This is a genomic window from Mycobacterium sp. 48b (genome assembly GCF_048282725.1).
GTDB lineage: Bacteria > Actinomycetota > Actinomycetes > Mycobacteriales > Mycobacteriaceae > Mycobacterium.
The window spans coordinates 4,833,704-4,852,223 of the sequence record NZ_JBLVUL010000001.1 but is presented as its reverse complement, the minus strand read 5'-3'; the positions used below and the strand labels follow the sequence as shown (position 1 = coordinate 4,852,223).

The following is an 18,520-nucleotide window of genomic DNA, read 5'->3' as shown; positions in this document are numbered from 1 at the left end:
ACCGGTGATCAGAAGAAGCCGGTGTCGGGCAGTCCCGCCCCGTTGACCGCGACATCGCCGAGCACCCGTGCCTTGTAGACAGTCGGGTTGTGGGAGAAGAGGGTTCGAAGATTGCGCGAATGCCGGTCCAGGTGCGACGTCGACCGCACCGACGAGGCGCCACCGGCGTCGAAGATGCGCGAGGCGGCCCGTAGTGCGGGCTGTTCGATCGCCACCTTGACCCGGGCGGCGGCCACTGCGCCCTGATCCTCCAGGCGGGCGTCGATCCCGCTGACCCGGGCGGTGTCGAGGGCCGGGGCCAACTCGGTCGCCGCCCGCAGCACCAACGCCTCGGCGGTGTAGGCCACCGCGTCGATCTCGCCGACGATCTCCAGCAGCTGTGGGTCGGCCGAGGGGGTGTCGGTGGTGGCGAACGTGTAGGTGCGGTGGCGATCACGGACCAGCGTCGCGGCCTCGGCGGTCAGGGTCTTCAGGATTCCGGCCGCGATCGCGTGCAGGTACAGCTGCACCAACGCGCCGCGCGCCCGGTCCACTCCGACATTCGTACCGATCGGCAACACCTCGTCGTCGTGCACCGCGACATCCTCGAATACGGTTGTCCCGCTACCGGTGTGGCGTTGGCCGATGCCATCCCAGTCGTCCGCGTGGACGATGCCGGCCCGGTCGGCCGGAATCACCGCGGCGACCGGGGCCCCGTTCTCGTTCTCGGCGGTGGCGCGCACGTAGTCGGAGAACTGGGCGCCTGTGCTGTAGAACTTGCGGCCGGTCAGTCGCAGCCCGTCGGCGGTGCGCACCAGCTTCGTGTCATAGGCCTGGCCACCCACTCGGGCAGTGGTCAGCTCAGAGCTCACCCCTCCGATCAGATGGCCTTCGGCCACCACCGACAGCCAGCGCTCCTTGGCCGCGCTGCCCGGGACACGCTGAAGTTCTTCGACCGTCGCGTAGTGCACCCGCAGGATGTGGGTCAGGTCGGGGTCGGCCTGGGCCAGCCTGATCGCCAGTTCGAAGAACTCGGGCACGGTGAAGTCACCGCCGCCGAGGTCGCCCGCCAGCCGTGCCGCGCCCAGGCGGTGCTCACGCACCAGGCTCAGGCCGTGCCCGGGTGGCTCGTGCCCGCCCTCGTCCAGGCGGCGGCGGTAGTCGGCCGCGATCTCGTCGAGCACCTCCTGAAGTTGTTGTCCCCGTGGAACGGCGCGTGCCGTCAATACTGAATCGGTGGTCATCGGTGTCAATCCTTTCCGGTGATTGCGGCCGGGCTGTCGTCGATCCAGGCGTCGTAGAACCAGGGCACCGAGTTGGCCGCGTTTGCGAATCCCCGCACCCGTGGGGCGACGGCGAATATCTGGGTGTCTTCGAGCAGCGGAATGGAGTACGCGTTGTCGATGACGTAGTTGTTGTATTTCTCAAGTACTTTCAGTCGCTGGCCCGGATCGGTGGCTTCGATCTGGGCATGCAGCATGCGGTCGATCGCCGGGTCCGCGCCGTCGAGGGCGTACAGATCACCGCCCTTGCTGTCGTAGTTCTGCCACAACCGCACCGGGTCGGCGGTGGGCCAGCCGTTGCGCCGCAGGCCCACCGAATCCTCGATGCTGGCGGTGGGGTAGTTGGCGAAGTCGGTCTGACGGATGACCAACCGGATGCCGATGCGCCGCAATTGGCGCTGGATGAGTTCGTACATCGGCTTGGCAGTGTGGTCGTAGACATCCACATAGATCTTCACCGCCAACTCACGGCCGTCCTTGACCCGGTAGCCGTCGGTGTTGACGTGGGTCCAGCCGGAGGCTTCCAGCCGCCGGATCGCCTCGTTCGGGTCGTAGCGGACCGCATCGCTGCGATCGGTGTAACCGGGGAAGTTCTTCGTGACGATGTTCTGGGCGGGTTTCCAGTTGTCGGTGTAGAGGGTGTGCAGGATCTCCGTGCGGTCGATTCCGAAACCGATCGCCTTGCGCACGTTGATGTCCCGCATGAAGGGAGCGGTCTGGCGGACGTCGAGCGTGTTGGCCAGACCGGGAGTGCGCAGCCCGCGCACATCGAAGCCCTCCCGGGTCAGCAGGCGCTCATCCGGGGGCTGGGAGTAGCGGACGGCGTCGGCCTGCCCGGCCCGTAGCGCCCCCACCCGGACACTGTCCTCGGTCACCGGGATGACGGTGACGGTGTCCAGATACGCCTCACCCTGGTGCGGCGCGGTCGCCGGTGCCCAGTTGTAGCCCCGGCGTTTGGACAGCACGATCTGCTTGTCCGGGATCTCCGAGGTCGCGACGAACGGCCCGGACCCGATCAGGTTGGTGACGACGGACTGCTGTTCCTTGGTGGCGTCGATCGTGGCGTCGGCGACCAGGCCTGAGGTGTTCAACGACAGCACCGCGATGAACGGCGCGTACGGTTTGCGCAACGTGACGCGGACCGTACGGCGCGCGGGATCGGCCGTGATCGCGTCGACCTCCGGGAAGTAGGTGTTGCGCGTGATGCCTTTGTCTTTGTCTCCTTTGGCTTCCCATTCCAGGTTGCGGCGCACCGACTCGGCGTCGACCGGTTGGCCGTTGCTGTAGCTGGCTCCGTCGCGGATGGTGAATTCGTAGATGCGCTTGGACGGGTCGACGGTCCACTTCTGTGCGATCCACGGCACGAAGTCGAAGGTCTTGGGGTCCTGGTAGACCAGGCGGTCCAGCATCTGGTCCTTGAGGAGGCTGTTCTGCCAGTAGCTGACCTGGATCTGCAGGGAGGCGGGCGCCTCGGCGTCCAGATACGTCAGGTCCCCGCCCCGGGCGCCGGGTGTCCGGGTGGGGGACGGGGGATCGGAGCAGGCGCTCACCGAGCCTGCGGCGATCAGGATCGCGGCCACCGCACGCCGGATCGTCACGCCGCACGCGCCGGGACGCCGGGGACCGCGTCGAGCAGACGGCGGGTGTAGGCCGCCGAAGGGGCGGTGAAAACATCTGCTGCGGAGCCGGTTTCGACCAGCCTGCCGTGTTCGAGCACGCTCACGTGGTCGGCGATCTGGCGGACCAGGCTGAGATCGTGAGAGATGAACAGGTAGGTCAGTGCCAGTTCCTGTTGCAGATCGATCAGCAGGTCCACCACCTGTGCCTGCACGTGGACGTCCAGCGCCGAGGTCGGTTCGTCGAGCACCAGGACCGCCGGGTGCAGCACCAGGGCTCGGGCCAGACCCACCCGCTGGCGCTGGCCACCGGAGATCTCGCGCGGCTTGCGGTCGGCCAGGTCGGCGGGCAACCCGACGCGGTCCAGTGCCTCGGCGACCTCTAGTCGGCGCTGAGCAGGGGATCCGATGCGGTTGATCCGCAACGGCTCGGCGATCGCCTCGCCGATGGTGAACCGGGGATCGAGGGCGGCGAGGGGATTCTGGTGTACCAACTGCAAAATCCGGGCCTGCGCGCGCTGCTGCGCGGCACGCAGCGGTGTCTGTGCGGCCCGGAGGGATCCGTTCACCCGAACCTCGCCCGAGTCGAAGTCGGTGAGCCCGGCCAGCACCCGGGCCGCGGTGGTCTTGCCCGAGCCGGATTCACCTACCAGGGCATGGATCGACCCGGTCCGGACCTCGAACGATACGGCGTCCAGGGCGCGGGTCTCGCCATAGCGTTTCACCAGCCGGTCCACCCGCAGGATCGGCTCGGCGGTCGCGGCCGCTGTCGGCCGGTGTGCGTACTTGTCCGGCGACAGCGCGGGCGCCGCGGCGATCAACTGCCTGGTGTAGTCGTCCTGTGGCGCGGTGAGCACGTTTGCGGTGGGGCCGGTCTCACGCACATCGCCGTCGCGCAACACCACTACGGTGTCACTGTGCTGCTCGGCCAGCGCGAGGTCGTGGGTGATGAACAGGACGCCGAGACCATGCTCGACGCGCAACTCGTCGAGTAGCTGCAGGATGCGCCGCTGGACGGTGATATCGAGTGCGGAGGTGGGCTCGTCGGCGATCAGCAGCCGGGGTTCGCCGGCGATGGCGATCGCGATCAGCACACGCTGCAGCTGCCCGCCGGAGAGCTGGTGCGGGTAGTCACCGGCCCGGCGGCTCGCGTCGGCGATCCCGACGTGCTCGAGCAGCTCGACGGCCCGCCGGCGGGCACCGGCCCGATCGGCGATCCGGTGCACCCGCAGCACTTCGGCGATCTGGTCGCCGACCGGTTTGAGGGGATCCAGTGAACCCAGCGGGTCCTGTGGAACGAAACCGATGGTGCTGCCGCGAAGTTCGCGCCATCGGCGCTGCGGCAGCTGCGTGACCACGCGATCCTCGACGAGGATGTCTCCGGCGGTGACCCGGCCGTTGGCGGGCAGCAGGCCCTGCACCGCGCGCGCGATGGTCGACTTGCCGGAACCGGACTGGCCGACCAGGGCCACCACCTCACCGGCGCCGACGTCGAACGAGACATTGCGAACCACGTCACCGCGGCCCGCGTATTCGACGGTCAGGCCGAAAAGCGACAGCAGGGCAGGGGAGTTCATCTTCAGCCGACCTTCTCTCGAATGATGTGGGCGAGCCGTGACAGGCTCATCACGGTCAACACGATCGCCAATGCCGGGAAGAACACGAGGCCCGGTGCGGAGTTGATGTAGTTGCGGCCCTCCGAGATGAGCAGTCCCCATTCGGGTTCGGGCGGCTGAGCGCCGTAACCCAGGAAACTCAGCGACGCGATCGCCAGGATCGCCGCGCCGAATTGCAGCGCCGCCAGGGCCAGCACGGAGGAGTAGGAGTTGGGCAGGATGTGCCGGAACAGCAGGGTGAGATGGCCCGCGCCGAGGTGTGCACTGGCCTCCACGAAAGGCAGGTTTCGCACCGCCAGCACCTCCGATCGGGCCAGGCGGGCGAATACGGCGATGGACGAGATGCCCACGGCGATGGCGGCATTCACCGTGCCGAAGCCGAGAGCCACGATGATGGTTATCGACAGCAGCAGCGTCGGGATGGATAGCAGCACATCGATGATCCGGCCGATGATGCTGTCGGTGATACGGCCGAAGTAGGCCGCCAGCAACCCGAGAACCGTCCCCACGAGCAATCCGATCACCACGGCGATGAACGACCCGGCAATGGTGGCACCGGTGCCGGCGATCACCCGGCTGAGCAGATCGCGGCCGATGTAGTCGGTGCCGAACGGGTGCGAGAAACTCGGACCGGCCAGCGGCAGATCCGGATTCTCCTGGAGCGGATCGTGGGGGGCGATCGCCGAAGGCGCGACGATCATCGCGACAACCAGTAGTAGCAACAAAACCGGCGGGACGTCCCACGGATTGATGCTCACCCGGCGGGCCGGCCGGGGAAGGGGCACCGCGGACGGTGCGTCGGTCAGGATCATGCGGGCACCAGCGCGCCTCTCGTCGTGGTCGATCTGTCGATGCGCGGGTCGATCAGCGGGTAGATGACATCCACCACGAGATTGACCAGGACGAACGTGACCGACACCGTGATGACCACCGCCTGGATGATCGGTGTGTCCTGGTTGCGAACCGCCGTTTCGGTGAGATAGCCGATCCCGGTGCGGTTGAAGATTGTTTCGGTGATGACCGATCCGGCCAGCAGCTCACCGACCGTGATGGCCACGATCGTGACAGTGGGAATCGAGCCGTTCTTGACCAGATGGCCGAAGATGATGCGCCCGTCGTCGAGCCCTTTGGCGCGCAGCACTTCCACATACGGCTGGGCGGCGGCGTTACTCAGGCCCTGGATCAGCACCTGGGCGATCGGCGCGGCGACCGGAAGCGCCAGTGGCAGGGCGGCCAGGACCGTCGACCGCATTCCCTCGTCGCGGACGGCCGATACCCACCCGAGGCTGAACGACAGCCATTGCAGCGCGACGAGTCCGGTGACGAACACCGGAATGGACAGGAAAGCGGGCGGCAGAACCCGCGCGAACTCGCGCACCGGTGACCAGGGCGCGAACACCGCGGCCAAGGCGATGGCGAAGCCCAGCAGTGCGGCCAGCACGAACGCCACACCGGCCAGGGCCAACGTCGAGGGCAGTGCGTGCGCCATCAGTCGCGCTACGGATTGGCCGCTGTTGAGCGAGTATCCGAGGTCTCCGGTGAACAAGCGTTCCACCGATACGCCGAACTGCACGATGACCGGCTCACTGAGCCGGTAATAGTCGCGCAGGACCTGCGCATCCTGATCGGAGATCGGGTTCTCAGGATTGGAGATCTGCTGCTCGATGGGGTCTCCCGGCAGCACATTGAGTACGAAAAACACTGCGGTGTAGGCCAATACGATCACGATGATCGACTGACCGACCCGCCGCAGGGTGAAGTTCAACACCGGTCGAACGCTATGGTGGCGCTGTGGGTGCAGCAATCATTCACACCTTTAAGAACTTTAAGCCGACCGTTCAGTTCGGCTTAACTGTTGCCTCCGTGAGTAATTGGAGTATCCGTGATCCCAACCGTTGTGCTGCGCGGGTCGATGGATCACCGTGTTGCTTATGGGGGCATCACTCACAGTTGGGGTTGAGGTGGCCGGCGACGGTCTCGGCCGGCTCGATGTCGGGGTTGCCGGGATCGCCGGACTGGCCGGACAGCTGGAGACGGCCGGGGTGACGTACTGGGTGATCGGTGCCGACCGCGGTGAGGCCAACGACGTCACGGTGGAAGGCCTCGACCCGTCCCTGCTGGCCACGATCGCGGCGCGGCATACCAGCCAACTGGGGCTGGTCGTGGCTGCCGCCGCACACCGGGACCACCCGTACAACCTGGCCCGGAGGCTGGTTTCGGTGGATCACGCCGCACACGGACGGGTCGGCTGGCTGGCGCTGGACTTCGACCACAGCATCGCGCTCAACGCCACCACCGACACCTGGACCGGTGCCGAACTCGACGCGGAACACACCGACGATGCCGTCGTCGCGGTGCGGGCGCTATGGCGAACCTGGCCGCTGGACTCGGTGGTGGGGGACCTCGATACCGGGGTGTTCTCCGATGTGTCGAGAATCCGGCGGGCCGACGTGCACAACGAATATGACATCGCCGGTCCGCTCAATGTGCCCGGATCGGTGCAGGGTGATCTACCGGTGTGGCGGCAGACCGGATCCGCTCGGGACAGCGCGGCAGGTGCCGCCGACCACGTCATCGTCGAGGACGGTGACCCAATCCCGGTGACCGGCAAGGTGGTGGTGCGGCTGAGGTCGGCCGGCTCGATCGACGCCACGCTCGAGCGAATCGCCCGCCACCCCAAGGTATCCGGGGTACTGCTGAGGCTGGACCCGACCGAGTTGGACCATGTGTTGCACGAGGTTGTGCCCGCGGCCCGCAAACGGGGCCTGCTGGGTGACCGGGGGAACGGCACGTTGCGTGAGCAACTCGGTGTGCCCGCACCCGGGGCGCCCGACCTGACCCGCAACCCGGCGGCGTTCGAGACCGTACCCAACCCGGGAGGACGACTGTGACCCAGGCAGGTCAACTGATCCTGAACGTGAACGTGCTCAACCTCGGTATCCACACCGGCGCATGGCGGCGCACCAGCGAGCCGCCCACCGCGTTCACCGACCCGGGTTACTACGTGCGGATGGCGAAGCTCGCCGAGCGGGGAAAACTGGACGCGTTGTTCCTGGCCGACGGACCGGCGTTGCGTGAGCATCCCGCACTGCGTCCGTCGCAGGCACTGGAGCCCAGCGTCATCCTGGCATCGGTGGCCGCCGAGACCGAGCATCTTGGCCTGATCGGGACGCTGTCCTCCACCTTCAACGACCCGGTCGAGCTGGCCCATCGTCTGCTCACCCTCGACCGGCTCTCCGGGGGCCGCCTGGCCTGGAACATCGTCACGACGTACTCGGTTCCGGCCGGTGCGAACTTCGGTCTCGCCGACTATCCGGATCGCCATGTCAGGTACCGGCGGGCCGCCGAGTTCGTCGACGTCGTCCGTGCGCTGTGGCGCGACGCCGCCGACCCCAGCGGCCGCGGAATCGATCACCACGGCGAGTTCTTCACCGTGGTCGGCGGACTTCCGCAGGGGCCGTCGCCACAGGGCTATCCGCTGCTGGTGCAGGCCGGTGGATCACCTCAGGGGCGCGAGCTCGCCGGTCGTGTCGGCGACGCGGTGTTCAGCGCCGAACTCGATCTGGGCGCCGGAATCGACCACTACCGGTATGTGAAGGACGTCGCGGTGGCTTACGGCCGACGACGTCGGGACGTCAAGATCCTGCCCGGCCTGATCACCACGATCGGCAGCACCAAGGCCGAGGCCGAGCGCCGGTTCTCCGACCAGAACGCCCTGCTGCCGCCGGGTCACGACCTGGAGCGGCTGTCGCAGGTACTCGGCGAGGACTTGTCCGACTACCCGTTGGACGAACCGGTTCCGGCGCATCTCCTGGGAGAGGTCGCCGATCCGGCGAAATTCGGTGCATCGCTGGGATTCCGGGAATCGGTCGTGCGATTGATCGAGAGCCGCGACCTGACGCTGCGGCAGGCCGTACGTGAATTCAGCGGGGCAGGCCACCGCGTCGTCGTCGGGTCACCGGTCGATGTCGCCGACACCATCGAGCGGTGGTTCCTGGCCGGCGCGGCCGACGGATTCAACCTGATGCCCGATGTGTTCCCCGACGGTCTGGAGATCTTCGTCGACGAGGTGGTGCCGCTGCTGCAGGAGCGTGGCTTGTTCCGTACCGAGTACGCCGAGTCGACGTTGCGCGAGAGATTCACCGGCCGTGCTCATTCCGGTGGGGTCCCGACCTTGGTGAGGGCCCGGCTCGCCTAAGGTTGATACCCGTGGATACCCCGATCGCTGTTGTCACCGGGGCGAGCCGCGGCGCGGGCCGCGGGATCGCCGCGGCCCTGCTCGCCTCGGGTTGGCGGGTGTATGTCACCGGACGAACGGTGACCGATCCGGCCGACGGCGGCATCGCCGTTCCACTCGACCATTCCGACGACGCGGCCGTGGGTGCGCTGTTCGAGCGCATCGGCGAGCAGGAGGGCCGGCTCGACCTTCTGGTCAACAACGCCGCGGCGGTCCACGATGAGCTGGTCAACCCGAAACCCTTCTGGGAGAAGCCGATCGAGCTGGCCGACGTGCTGGATGTGGGACTGCGCTCGGCCTACGTGGCCTCCTGGTACGCGGCGCCGCTGCTGCTGGCCGGTGACCGTGGACTGATCGCGTTCACCTCTTCGCCCGGGTCGGTCTGCTACATGCACGGCCCGGCCTACGGGGCGCAGAAGGCCGGGGTGGACAAACTGGCCGCAGACATGGCGGTCGACTTTGCCGACACCTCGGTGTCGACGGTGTCGATCTGGATGGGCATCCTGCTGACCGAGAAGCTCAAGGCCGCGTTCGCCGGGCACCCCGACGCACTCGCCAAGACCGCGGAGCACGCCGAAACCCCGGAGTTCACCGGGTATCTGATCGACGCGTTGTACCGGGATCCCGAGCTGGCCCAGCTGTCCGGGCACACCGTGATCGGTGCCGAGCTCGCGACCCGCTACGGCATCACCGACGAAGGCGGACGGGTGCCGCCGTCGCACCGGGACATGCTGGGCTCGCCGCGGGAGCCCAGCTCGGCCATCGTCAGGTAGTCACGACCGGCGAAAACCGGTGTGGCTGCGGATCAGTGGCAGCGTCGCGAGTGTCGCGAACCCGGGTTCGGCGTCACACACCTCCGGTACCGCGTTGAGGACCTGCATCGCCGTGGCGACGTTGGCCGCCCGTACGTGCTCGGCCATCGTGGCCTCGCGGGTGAAGCTGGCCAGGCTGAAGAAGTGGGTCTGCATGGACGGATCGCCCTCGATGGTCAGCGTCCAGCCGTGCTTGGGCCTCGGCCAATGATCGGGGTATTCATTGCCCACCGTCCACAGGGTCTCGATCTCGATGAGCGGTTCGCCGTCACGCACTCCCACCCAGTTCCACCGCTGCCCGGCCGTGGTGCCGGCGGCCAGCAGGTGGTCGAAGATCTGGTGGTCGTGACGGGCGGCGACGGCCTCCACCGTCGAGGTCACCTCGTCGATGCCTGCGCCCAGCGCATCAGCCAGCAGCCACACCTGCTCGGTGAACAGCTCGTTGTTGAACGCCAGGAACTCGGTTGCGTCGACCCGGATCTCGTCCACCGGCCGGCCGAACGACATGTTGTCGAAGGTGATGTGCGAGCTGTCGTAGTCCGACCAGTCGGCGCGCTCCTGCAGGGTGATCTTGTCGATCCGCCGACTCATCCCCGACAGCACCAGGGGCAGGGCGCCCGACAGGTTGCCGGGGTTCAGTCCGCTGCCGTGCACCGTCGTCCCGCCCGCGGCGCAGGCGGCCAGCAGCCTGTCGCGGTCGGCCTCGGGCATCCGCTGCGGATGGAACAAGAACGCCGTCGTCACCACGTTCTTGCCACCGGCAAGCAGTGCGCACACGTCATCCAGATTCGTGATCCGCGGGGTGTAGACGACGCAGTCTGCCTCCAGGTCGAGGATGGCCTGCACATCGGTGGTGGCCCGCACGCCGATCGGCGCCCGGCCCAGCAATTCACCGACGTCGACGCCGTCCTTGGCGTCCGAGTACACCCGCACCCCGACCACGTCGAGGTCGGGACGGTCGTCGAGGGCGGCCGCCAACGTCTCGACGCCGACCGCACCGGTACCCCACTGAATCACCCGATATGCCATAGGGCGCTATTGAAGCGGATCGGCGGCGGTTATGAGGCGAGAAGCAGAATCAGCTGCGACTGAATCTCACCGCAGAGGAATCCGAGCGCGGCACCGAGCACGACGATGATCCACTCGTCGTCCTTGAACGCCGGCCGCAGCAGGTTCTCGTAGGACTTCGAGTCCAGCACCATCATCTTCTCGATCATCACGTTCTCCAGATCGAGGCGTTCGGCGGCGTACTGCTCGATGTAGGAAGACGTTTCCGGCAGCTTGTCGATGATGGAGTTGGCGATCTGCTGCTTCATGTCCTGGTACTGGCGCCCACCGACGGCGTTGATCACGCGGCCGGCGAAACCCATCTGGCTGTCGATGGTCTTGCTGATCTCGGTCTGCACGATGTCGAAGAACTTGTCCGACATCGGGCCGGTCAGCAGGCTCTCCATTATGGCCTTCGGGGTGAAGATCTCGCGGGCCATCAGCGCGGCGTACCCGCGGATCACCTGCTCGCGCTCGGCCTGGAACACGCCCTGCCACTTGATACCGGGGAACACGGTGCGCCGTTCCAGCGGCCGGAAGATCATCTGCAGTGCAACGTAATCGGTGAGACCGCCGGTCAGCAGGCCGAACAGCGGAAGGGCCAGGTGCCATCCGGTGACACCGAACACGAGCATCTGCACCAGGCCGATCAGGAAACCGAAGTACAGCCCGGACTTGATCAGGAACTTGAACGCCGGGCGCCCGATGTCCTGGAAGACGTTGTTGAGCGTGACCTTGTCGCGTACCAGGTTTGTGACGACCATGTGCTTGATGTCGAAGATCTGGTCGACCTGGCCGCGGAACTCGGTGAACATGCCGCGCGCCGCGCTGGGGATGCGTCCCTCGACGTTCTTGACGATGAGGTCCTTGACCTGATCGGGCGTGGCCCGCCAGATCTGGGGCTGAAACGACATCATCATGGTGTCGACGAGTTCCTGGGACGCCGCGCGCAGTGGCTCGCCGAGTTCCTTGACGAGTTCGTCGGGGTCGATCTTGTCGAACAGCTCCTCGGGTTTGAGGATCTCCGAGGTCAGCGAATCCACCGCGACGGCAGCCATTTTCGGTGCGCGCTTGGGAATCTGGCCCTGCCAGCCGAGGTACGGTTTGATCCCTTTGAACTCGACCGGATAGAACATCATCTTCAGGGCCAGGATCTTGGTGACCCAGCCGACGAACGCGGCGCCGAGCGGGATGGTGATGTACACCCACAGCGGGTATGAGAATGCGTGCTCGGCCCAGCTCATTTGGCCGCCTCCCACAGATCCTGCCCGAGTTCGCTGATCCGGACGGTGCGGCGGATGACCCGTGCCGAGCGCATACCGCGCCGGGCCCGGGCCAAGGCCAGGTTGACGGCGGAGTCGGTGAGCAGGATTTCGTACTCGTCGTACATGCTCGTGCCTTCCGGCCCAATCGTCACCAGCCCCGATTGCAGCATCCGGGTGAGGTACAGCGGTGTGTGCTGCGGCAGGGACACCCCGGACGCGCGTCCCACGGTCGAGGCGTTGGTCAGGACCATCGTCGAACCGCCGCCGGCCCCGGGCTCGGCGATGTGGATGACCGGGTACGCCGAACCGTCGGAGAGGGCTGCCAGGATCCGCGCTTCATCGGGCACCAGGTCTTCGAGCAGGTCGAGGTAGAGCGTCGTGCGGCTGTCGTCCGGGCTGGTATACATCGACCGGTCGAGCAGGGCCCGCAGGAGCTCGGTCGGCGTTTCGGGCCGGTGATCGTCGGCCGCCTCCTGGGTCTCGACGACCGGGAGCGGTGGCGGATCGAGATTGATCAGGTGCTGACGGATCGCCCGGACTGCCAGGCGTTCGGCTTCGGCGAGTTGGCCCAGTATCTCGTCGGCGAAGGGGGCCCGTTTAACCGCGGCCCCGGCCACCCGGAACCACAAACCGGCCAATTTCATTGTGTCCATGGAAATTGCGGCTTCAGCAGCTCGCCACGAAGGGGATCCGTGGCTTCACCCTGGAATCGACAGCAACCATTCACCAGACCCTAGTTGTCGAAGTGCGAGTCAACGCACACTTTGCGCAAGCGGGCCCGTCAGGTCACGAACACCACCGCATTGTGCTGTGCCGCACAATGCGGCCCCGAGGCACTCTAGATGCCGGTGAGATACCGCCGCGTCACCACCCGCTGGAGCAGCCCCGTGACCGGCCCGCCCAGCCGGCTCCACCAGGTGGCCGGCCGGGAGAACGCGACCACCTCGGCGTGCACCGCGTCCGTCGCCGGGTCGTAGCGGACCGAGAACAGCTCTTCGCCCGATTCCGGATGCCCGGCCAGCGTGCCGTAGGCGAACCCCCGGCGGTCGGGCTCGTCGACCAGATAGACCACCCGGCACGGCGCCGGAACGGGACCGATCCGGACCAGCAGCTCGGCACCCACCGCCGCGACCTCGGTGGTGGCCTGCACCCGCAGGCCCGCGCCGCGCTGCATGCCCCACCGCAGCACCTCGGCACCGGCCCGCTCGAAGCGGTCACGGCCGGTGCCGATGGCCTCCGAGGCCCGGATGTGGTGGTAACCCGCGGGCAGGTCGCCGGCCGTGGCGCCCACCTCCGGGTAGGTCAACGAGCGCTGCGCCAGGTCGTGCAGTTTCACGTCACCACCATGGCACTAATACGGTGGTTTCGTGGCCCCAGAAATCGACACCGCCGGCACGCACCCCGGCGGCGGGTTCAACCCGCCCGAGCCCACCGATCGCGGCGGCCCCGATTACGGCCGTTTCATCGAAGCGGTGCGCACCCTGCAGGACCACGCACGCAGTGCCGACGCCCCCGATGAGGTGATCACCGAGGCCGCCGACCTGATCGAGAAGGTGTCGGCGCTGCTGGCTCCGTACGAAGCCGACGAGTGGAATTCACCGTCCGGTCGGCGAATGGACCTGCCCAACCGTGGCAACGTCAACAACGTGCCGGTGCATCTGGAACGGACCGCGGACGACCGGATCGCCGGGACCGCCCACTTCCGGCGGTTTCATCTCGGTCGCAACGGTGCGGTACACGGCGGCTCGCTGGCGCTGCTGTTCGATTCGCTGCTCGGCTACACGGCGGCCAAACTGACCGGCAGCATGTATCAGCGCACCGCGTATCTGCACGTGAACTACCGCAAGATCGCCCCGATCGACCGGGATTTGCAGGTGCGGGCGGGCATCGACCGCATCGAGGGACGCAAGATCTTCGTCGAGGGGCGCCTGCTCGACGGTGACGACGTGCTCGCCGACGCCGAGGCGTTGTTCGTCCGGCTCAAGCCGGGGCAGCCATGAGTCTGGCGGCCAACCTTGCCGAGGTGAAGCGGCGCTGGACGAGCTGGCGGGAGCGGTTGCGCTCGCGTCCGGCCGCGGAGTTCACCTACCGCATCGTCGTCGGTGTCGTCGGGACGATCGTGCTGGCGGTCGGCATCGTGGCCATCCCGTACCCCGGTCCCGGCTGGGCGATCGTCTTCCTCGGGTTGGCGATCCTGGCCAGCGAGTTCGCCTTCGCCAAGCGCGCGCTGCGCTACGTCCGGGCCCGCTATGACGCGGTGATGGCCTGGTTCGACCGCCAGCACATCGCGGTCAAAGGGATCAGCGCGGCGTTCACCGGACTGGTGGTGATCGGCACGCTGTGGCTGTTCGGCGTGATCGGGTGGAGCGCCGGACTGGTCGGGCTGGAGCAACAGTGGCTCAAGAGCCCTATCGGGCTGGGGTCCTGATCAGGCCCACCGATAGCATGACAGCGTTCGCATTAGCCCTCGCATGGTAGGAGACTCCCCGATGAGCGCCGCCCCCAGCCCAGCCCCCGCTGCCCCGATCCGGGTCGCGGCCGGGACTACCGCCGGCGCGGCGGTGCGCGAGGCGGATCTGCCCAGTCGCGGAACCCCCGACGCGATCGTCGTGGTGCGCGACGCCGAAGGGCGCCTTCGCGATCTGTCCTGGACCCCGGACACCGATGTCGAGGTGACGCCGGTGGCCGCCAACACCGACGACGGCCGCAGCGTGATCCGGCACTCGTGCGCCCACGTGCTGGCCCAAGCTGTACAGGACATGTTCCCGCAGGCCAAGCTGGGTATCGGGCCGCCGATCACCGACGGCTTCTATTACGACTTCGACGTTGCCGAGCCGTTCACCCCCGAGGACCTGCAGAAGCTCGAGAAGCGGATGCAGAAGATCGTCAAGGACGGTCAGCTGTTCTCTCGGCGCGTCTACGAGTCCAAGGACCAGGCGCGCGAGGAACTGGCCGGTGAGCCGTACAAGCTCGAGCTGGTGGACGACAAGTCCGGCGACCCGGACGTGATGGAGGTCGGTGGCGACGAGCTCACCGCCTACGACAACCTCAACGCCCGCACCAAGGAACGGGTCTGGGGCGACCTGTGCCGCGGCCCGCACATCCCGACCACCAAGTACATCCCGGCGTTCAAGCTGACCCGCAGCAGCGCGGCGTACTGGCGCGGAGACCAGAACAACGCCAGCCTGCAGCGCGTCTACGGCACGGCCTGGGAGTCGCAGGAGGCACTCGACCGCCACCTTGAGCTCATCGAGGAGGCCCAGCGCCGCGACCACCGCAAGCTCGGCGTCGAGCTGGACCTGTTCAGCTTCCCCGACGAGCTCGGCTCGGGCCTGCCGGTGTTCCACCCCAAGGGTGGCGTGATCCGCAAGGAACTCGAGGACTACTCGCGGCGCAAGCACTCCGAGGCCGGCTACGAGTTCGTCAACACCCCGCACATCACCAAGGAACACCTCTACATCACCTCGGGCCACCTGGAGTGGTACGCCGACGGCATGTACCCGCCGATGCACATCGACGCCGAGTACAACGATGACGGCACGGTGCGCAAGCCCGGGCAGGACTACTACCTCAAGCCGATGAACTGCCCCATGCACCACCTGATCTACCGGGCGCGGGGCCGCTCGTACCGCGAACTTCCGTTGCGGCTCTTCGAATTCGGCTCGGTGTACCGCTACGAGAAGTCGGGTGTGGTGCACGGGTTGACCCGCGTGCGCGGCATGACCCAGGACGACGCGCACATCTACACCACTCGTGAGCAGATGCGCGACGAACTGACCTCGCTGCTGCAGTTCGTGCTCGACCTGCTCTCGGACTACGGCCTGGACGACTACTACCTGGAGCTGTCCACCAAGGATCCCGACAAGTACGTGGGCTCGGACGAGATGTGGGACGAGGCCACCGAGACCTTGCGTTCGGTCGCCGAGGCCTCTGGTCTGGACCTGGTGCCGGACCCGGGCGGCGCGGCGTTCTACGGGCCCAAGATCTCCGTCCAGGTCAAGGACGCGCTGGGCCGCAACTGGCAGATGTCGACGATCCAGCTCGACTTCAACATGCCCGACCGGTTCGAGCTGGAGTACACCGCCGCGGACGGCAGCCGGCAGCGTCCGGTGCTGATCCACCGCGCCCTGTTCGGCTCCATCGAGCGGTTCTTCGGGGTGCTCACCGAGCACTACGCCGGCGCGTTCCCGGCCTGGCTGGCGCCGGTGCAGGTGGTCGGCATCCCGGTGGCCGATGCCCACCTGGACTACCTGTACGACGTTGCCGCCCAGCTGAAGTCGCGCGGTGTGCGGGTCGAGGTCGACGGCAGCGACGACCGGATGGCGAAGAAGATCGTCAACCACACCAACCAGAAGGTGCCGTTCATGCTGCTGGCCGGTGACAAGGACCTGGAAGCCGGAGCCGTCTCGTTCCGGTTCGGCGACCGCACCCAGATCAACGGCGTGCCCCTCGACGAGGCCGTGGACGCGATCGTGAAGTGGATCGCCGACCGCAACAACGTGGTGCCGACGGCGGACCTGGTAAAGGTAGGCACCACCGGATGACGGGGGACGAGCGGTCCATCATCGACCATGGCGTGGGTGAACCCGACCATCTGCAGCGGCTGTGGACACCGCACCGGATGAGTTACATCGTCGATGCGGTCAAGGGCGACAACAAGATCGGCTCGGCCGGTTCATCCCAGCCGTTCACCGACATCCCCGAGATGTCCGACGAGGACGGGCTCATGGTGGCCCGCGGCGAACTCGTGTACGCCGTGCTCAACCTCTACCCGTACAACCCGGGCCATCTCATGGTGGTGCCCTACCGCCGGGTGTCCGAGCTGGAGGACCTGACCGAAGCCGAGAGCGCCGAGCTGATGGCGTTCACGCAGAAGGCGATCCGCGTCATCAAGGCCGTCTCGCGTCCGCACGGGTTCAACGTCGGCCTCAACCTCGGCACCTCGGCCGGCGGGTCGCTGGCTGAGCACCTGCACATGCACGTGGTGCCGCGCTGGGGCGGCGACGCGAACTTCATCACGATCATCGGTGGCGCCAAGGTCATTCCGCAGCTGCTGAGCGAGACCCGGGAGCTGCTTGCCACGGAATGGGCCCGTCAGCCGTGAGCAACCTCTTCCTGATGAGCAGGGCGGCCTACGCCAAGCTGTCACGGCCGGTGGCGAAGGCGGCGCTGCGCGCGGGCCTGACCCCCGACATCGTCACCATCGTCGGCACCGCCGGGACGGTCACCGCCGCGTTGACCCTCTTCCCGATCGGTCAGTTGTGGTGGGGCGCGTTCGCCGTGTTCGTCTTCGTACTCGCCGACATGCTCGACGGGGCGATGGCCCGAGAACGCGGCGGCGGCACCCGGTTCGGCGCCGTGCTGGATGCGGCCTGTGACCGCATAGCCGACGGTGCCATCTTCGCCGGCCTGCTGTGGTGGGCGGCGTTCGGCCTGCACAACCCGACGCTCGTGGTCGCGATCCTCATCTGCCTGGTCACCTCACAGGTCATCTCGTACATCAAGGCCCGCGCCGAGGCCAGCGGGCTGCGCGGCGACGGCGGCATCATCGAGCGCCCGGAACGACTGGTGATCGTGCTGGTCGGCGCGGGGCTCTCGGGTGTGCCGTTCTTGCACATCCCATGGTTGCTGCACGTCGCGGCATGGCTGCTGGCGGTGGCCAGCGTCATCACGGTGGCACAGCGGATACACGCGGTGCGCACGTCGCCCGGCGCCATGGACCCGATCCAACCCCCGGGAGCCTCGTGAACATTCCGCTGTCCGGGCAGGTGACCGATCTGGGTTATGCCGCAGGCTGGCAGCTGGTCCGCGCGATGCCGGAGCTGGTGGCGCGCAACCTGTTCGACGCGGGCGCCTTCTACGCCTCCCGCGGTGGTGGGCCTGCGCAGTTGCGCAAGAACCTGGCCCGGGTGACCGGTGTGGCCCCGGCCGAGGTGCCGGACGACCTGATGCGTGCTTCACTGGCCTCGTACGCCCGGTACTGGCGGGAGGCGTTCCGGTTGCCGTCGATGGATCTGACCGCTGTGGCCAAGCGTCTGGACGAGGTGTTCGTCGGCGCGGACAAGCTGCGGGCCGCTCGTGAGGCGGGCCGCGGCGCGGTGCTGGCGCTGCCGCACAGCGGTAACTGGGACATGGCCGGGGTGTGGCTGGCGCAGCAGTTCGGCACCTTCGCGACCGTCGCTGAACGGCTCAAACCCGAATCCCTGTACCGGCGTTTCATCGACTACCGGGAGAGCCTGGGATTCGAAGTGTTCCCGCTGTCCGGTGGCGAGCGTCCGCCGTTCGAAGTGCTCTCGGAACGGTTGCGCGACAACAAGTTCGTCTGCCTGATGGCCGACCGGGACCTCACCCGCAACGGCGTCGAGGTCGAGTTCTTCTGTGAGGCCACCCGGATGCCCGCGGGTCCGGCCAAGCTGGCGATCGAAACCGGCGCCCCCCTGCATCCGACGCACGTCCACTACGACGGGGAGGACTGCGTCGTCGAGATCTTCGACGCACTCGACACCTCGTCGGGGGACGTGTCCGTGGTGATCCAGCAGTTGGCCGACCGGTTCGCCGCGAACATCGCCGCGCATCCGGCGGACTGGCACATGCTGCAGCCGCAGTGGCTGGCCGACCTGTCCGATGAACGCCGTGCCCGACTGGGTACCACCTGATGAGCGCTT

Annotated in this window: 18 protein-coding genes; 9 read left to right on the top strand and 9 right to left on the bottom strand. The window is 67.2% G+C overall.

Annotated elements, in window-relative coordinates; all coding sequences use genetic code 11:
- Window positions 1–8: 8 nt before the first annotated feature.
- The 5 genes from ACNQR1_RS23650 to ACNQR1_RS23630 are packed head-to-tail and all read right to left on the bottom strand — an operon-like array spanning window position 9 to window position 6,262.
- Window positions 9–1,223 (bottom strand): acyl-CoA dehydrogenase, encoded by a 1,215-nt coding sequence (locus tag ACNQR1_RS23650; protein ID WP_418048123.1) that lies wholly within the window; start codon window positions 1,221–1,223, stop codon window positions 9–11.
- A 5-nt stretch (window positions 1,224–1,228) separates the two neighbouring features.
- Complete coding sequence (locus ACNQR1_RS23645) at window positions 1,229–2,860, bottom strand: ABC transporter substrate-binding protein (RefSeq protein ID WP_418048122.1); 1,632 nt, start codon at window positions 2,858–2,860, stop codon at window positions 1,229–1,231.
- The gene (locus ACNQR1_RS23640; RefSeq protein WP_418048121.1) at window positions 2,857–4,455 is read right to left on the bottom strand and encodes a dipeptide ABC transporter ATP-binding protein; all 1,599 of its coding nucleotides are present in this window, start codon (window positions 4,453–4,455) and stop codon (window positions 2,857–2,859) included. Before ACNQR1_RS23640 ends, ACNQR1_RS23645 begins: the two co-directional genes overlap by 4 nt.
- 2 nt (window positions 4,456–4,457) lie before the next feature.
- Window positions 4,458–5,306, bottom strand: coding sequence for an ABC transporter permease (locus ACNQR1_RS23635; RefSeq protein WP_418048120.1), 849 nt, complete (start codon window positions 5,304–5,306; stop codon window positions 4,458–4,460).
- Window positions 5,303–6,262 (bottom strand): ABC transporter permease, encoded by a 960-nt coding sequence (locus tag ACNQR1_RS23630; RefSeq protein WP_418048119.1) that lies wholly within the window; start codon window positions 6,260–6,262, stop codon window positions 5,303–5,305. Before ACNQR1_RS23630 ends, ACNQR1_RS23635 begins: the two co-directional genes overlap by 4 nt.
- Before the next feature lie 163 nt (window positions 6,263–6,425).
- Between ACNQR1_RS23630 and ACNQR1_RS23625 the strand changes: the two genes are divergently transcribed.
- The 3 genes from ACNQR1_RS23625 to ACNQR1_RS23615 are packed head-to-tail and all read left to right on the top strand — an operon-like array spanning window position 6,426 to window position 9,504.
- A complete protein-coding gene (locus tag ACNQR1_RS23625) occupies window positions 6,426–7,385 on the top strand; it encodes an LLM class flavin-dependent oxidoreductase (protein ID WP_418048118.1) in 960 nt (319 codons plus the stop codon).
- Between the two features lie 32 nt (window positions 7,386–7,417).
- Window positions 7,418–8,692, top strand: coding sequence for an NtaA/DmoA family FMN-dependent monooxygenase (locus tag ACNQR1_RS23620; RefSeq protein ID WP_418050472.1), 1,275 nt, complete (start codon window positions 7,418–7,420; stop codon window positions 8,690–8,692).
- Between the two features lie 11 nt (window positions 8,693–8,703).
- A complete protein-coding gene (locus tag ACNQR1_RS23615; RefSeq protein WP_418048117.1) occupies window positions 8,704–9,504 on the top strand; it encodes an SDR family NAD(P)-dependent oxidoreductase in 801 nt (266 codons plus the stop codon).
- Here the strand turns inward: ACNQR1_RS23615 and ACNQR1_RS23610 are convergent, their stop codons facing one another.
- The 4 genes from ACNQR1_RS23610 to ACNQR1_RS23595 all read right to left on the bottom strand — a co-directional run bounded on the left by ACNQR1_RS23610 (window position 9,505) and on the right by ACNQR1_RS23595 (window position 13,191).
- Window positions 9,505–10,572: a dihydrodipicolinate reductase gene (locus tag ACNQR1_RS23610; protein WP_418048116.1), complete on the bottom strand. Its 1,068-nt coding sequence runs from the start codon at window positions 10,570–10,572 to the stop codon at window positions 9,505–9,507.
- A gap of 29 nt (window positions 10,573–10,601) precedes the next feature.
- Window positions 10,602–11,834 (bottom strand): DUF445 domain-containing protein, encoded by a 1,233-nt coding sequence (locus ACNQR1_RS23605; RefSeq protein WP_418048115.1) that lies wholly within the window; start codon window positions 11,832–11,834, stop codon window positions 10,602–10,604.
- Window positions 11,831–12,499, bottom strand: coding sequence for an Abi-alpha family protein (locus ACNQR1_RS23600; protein WP_418048114.1), 669 nt, complete (start codon window positions 12,497–12,499; stop codon window positions 11,831–11,833). The genes ACNQR1_RS23605 and ACNQR1_RS23600 overlap by 4 nt, the downstream gene beginning before the upstream one ends.
- A gap of 194 nt (window positions 12,500–12,693) precedes the next feature.
- Window positions 12,694–13,191 (bottom strand): DUF1990 domain-containing protein, encoded by a 498-nt coding sequence (locus ACNQR1_RS23595; protein ID WP_418048113.1) that lies wholly within the window; start codon window positions 13,189–13,191, stop codon window positions 12,694–12,696.
- A 31-nt stretch (window positions 13,192–13,222) separates the two neighbouring features.
- Between ACNQR1_RS23595 and ACNQR1_RS23590 the strand changes: the two genes are divergently transcribed.
- From ACNQR1_RS23590 to ACNQR1_RS23565, 6 genes are all read left to right on the top strand, one after another.
- Window positions 13,223–13,855, top strand: a complete 633-nt coding sequence (locus ACNQR1_RS23590; protein ID WP_418048112.1) for a PaaI family thioesterase — start codon at window positions 13,223–13,225, stop codon at window positions 13,853–13,855.
- A complete protein-coding gene (locus ACNQR1_RS23585) occupies window positions 13,852–14,283 on the top strand; it encodes a TIGR02611 family protein (protein WP_418048111.1) in 432 nt (143 codons plus the stop codon). Before ACNQR1_RS23590 ends, ACNQR1_RS23585 begins: the two co-directional genes overlap by 4 nt.
- Before the next feature lie 61 nt (window positions 14,284–14,344).
- Window positions 14,345–16,399, top strand: coding sequence for a threonine--tRNA ligase (gene thrS, locus ACNQR1_RS23580; protein WP_418048110.1), 2,055 nt, complete (start codon window positions 14,345–14,347; stop codon window positions 16,397–16,399).
- On the top strand, window positions 16,396–16,959 hold the full coding sequence (locus ACNQR1_RS23575; RefSeq protein ID WP_418048109.1) for an HIT family protein: 564 nt from the start codon (window positions 16,396–16,398) through the stop codon (window positions 16,957–16,959). Before thrS ends, ACNQR1_RS23575 begins: the two co-directional genes overlap by 4 nt.
- Window positions 16,956–17,603: a phosphatidylinositol phosphate synthase gene (gene pgsA / locus ACNQR1_RS23570; RefSeq protein WP_418048108.1), complete on the top strand. Its 648-nt coding sequence runs from the start codon at window positions 16,956–16,958 to the stop codon at window positions 17,601–17,603. Before ACNQR1_RS23575 ends, pgsA begins: the two co-directional genes overlap by 4 nt.
- Entirely contained in the window at window positions 17,600–18,511 is a 912-nt protein-coding gene (locus tag ACNQR1_RS23565; RefSeq protein ID WP_418048107.1) for a phosphatidylinositol mannoside acyltransferase, read from the top strand. The genes pgsA and ACNQR1_RS23565 overlap by 4 nt, the downstream gene beginning before the upstream one ends.
- The last annotated feature ends 9 nt before the right edge of the window (window positions 18,512–18,520 follow it).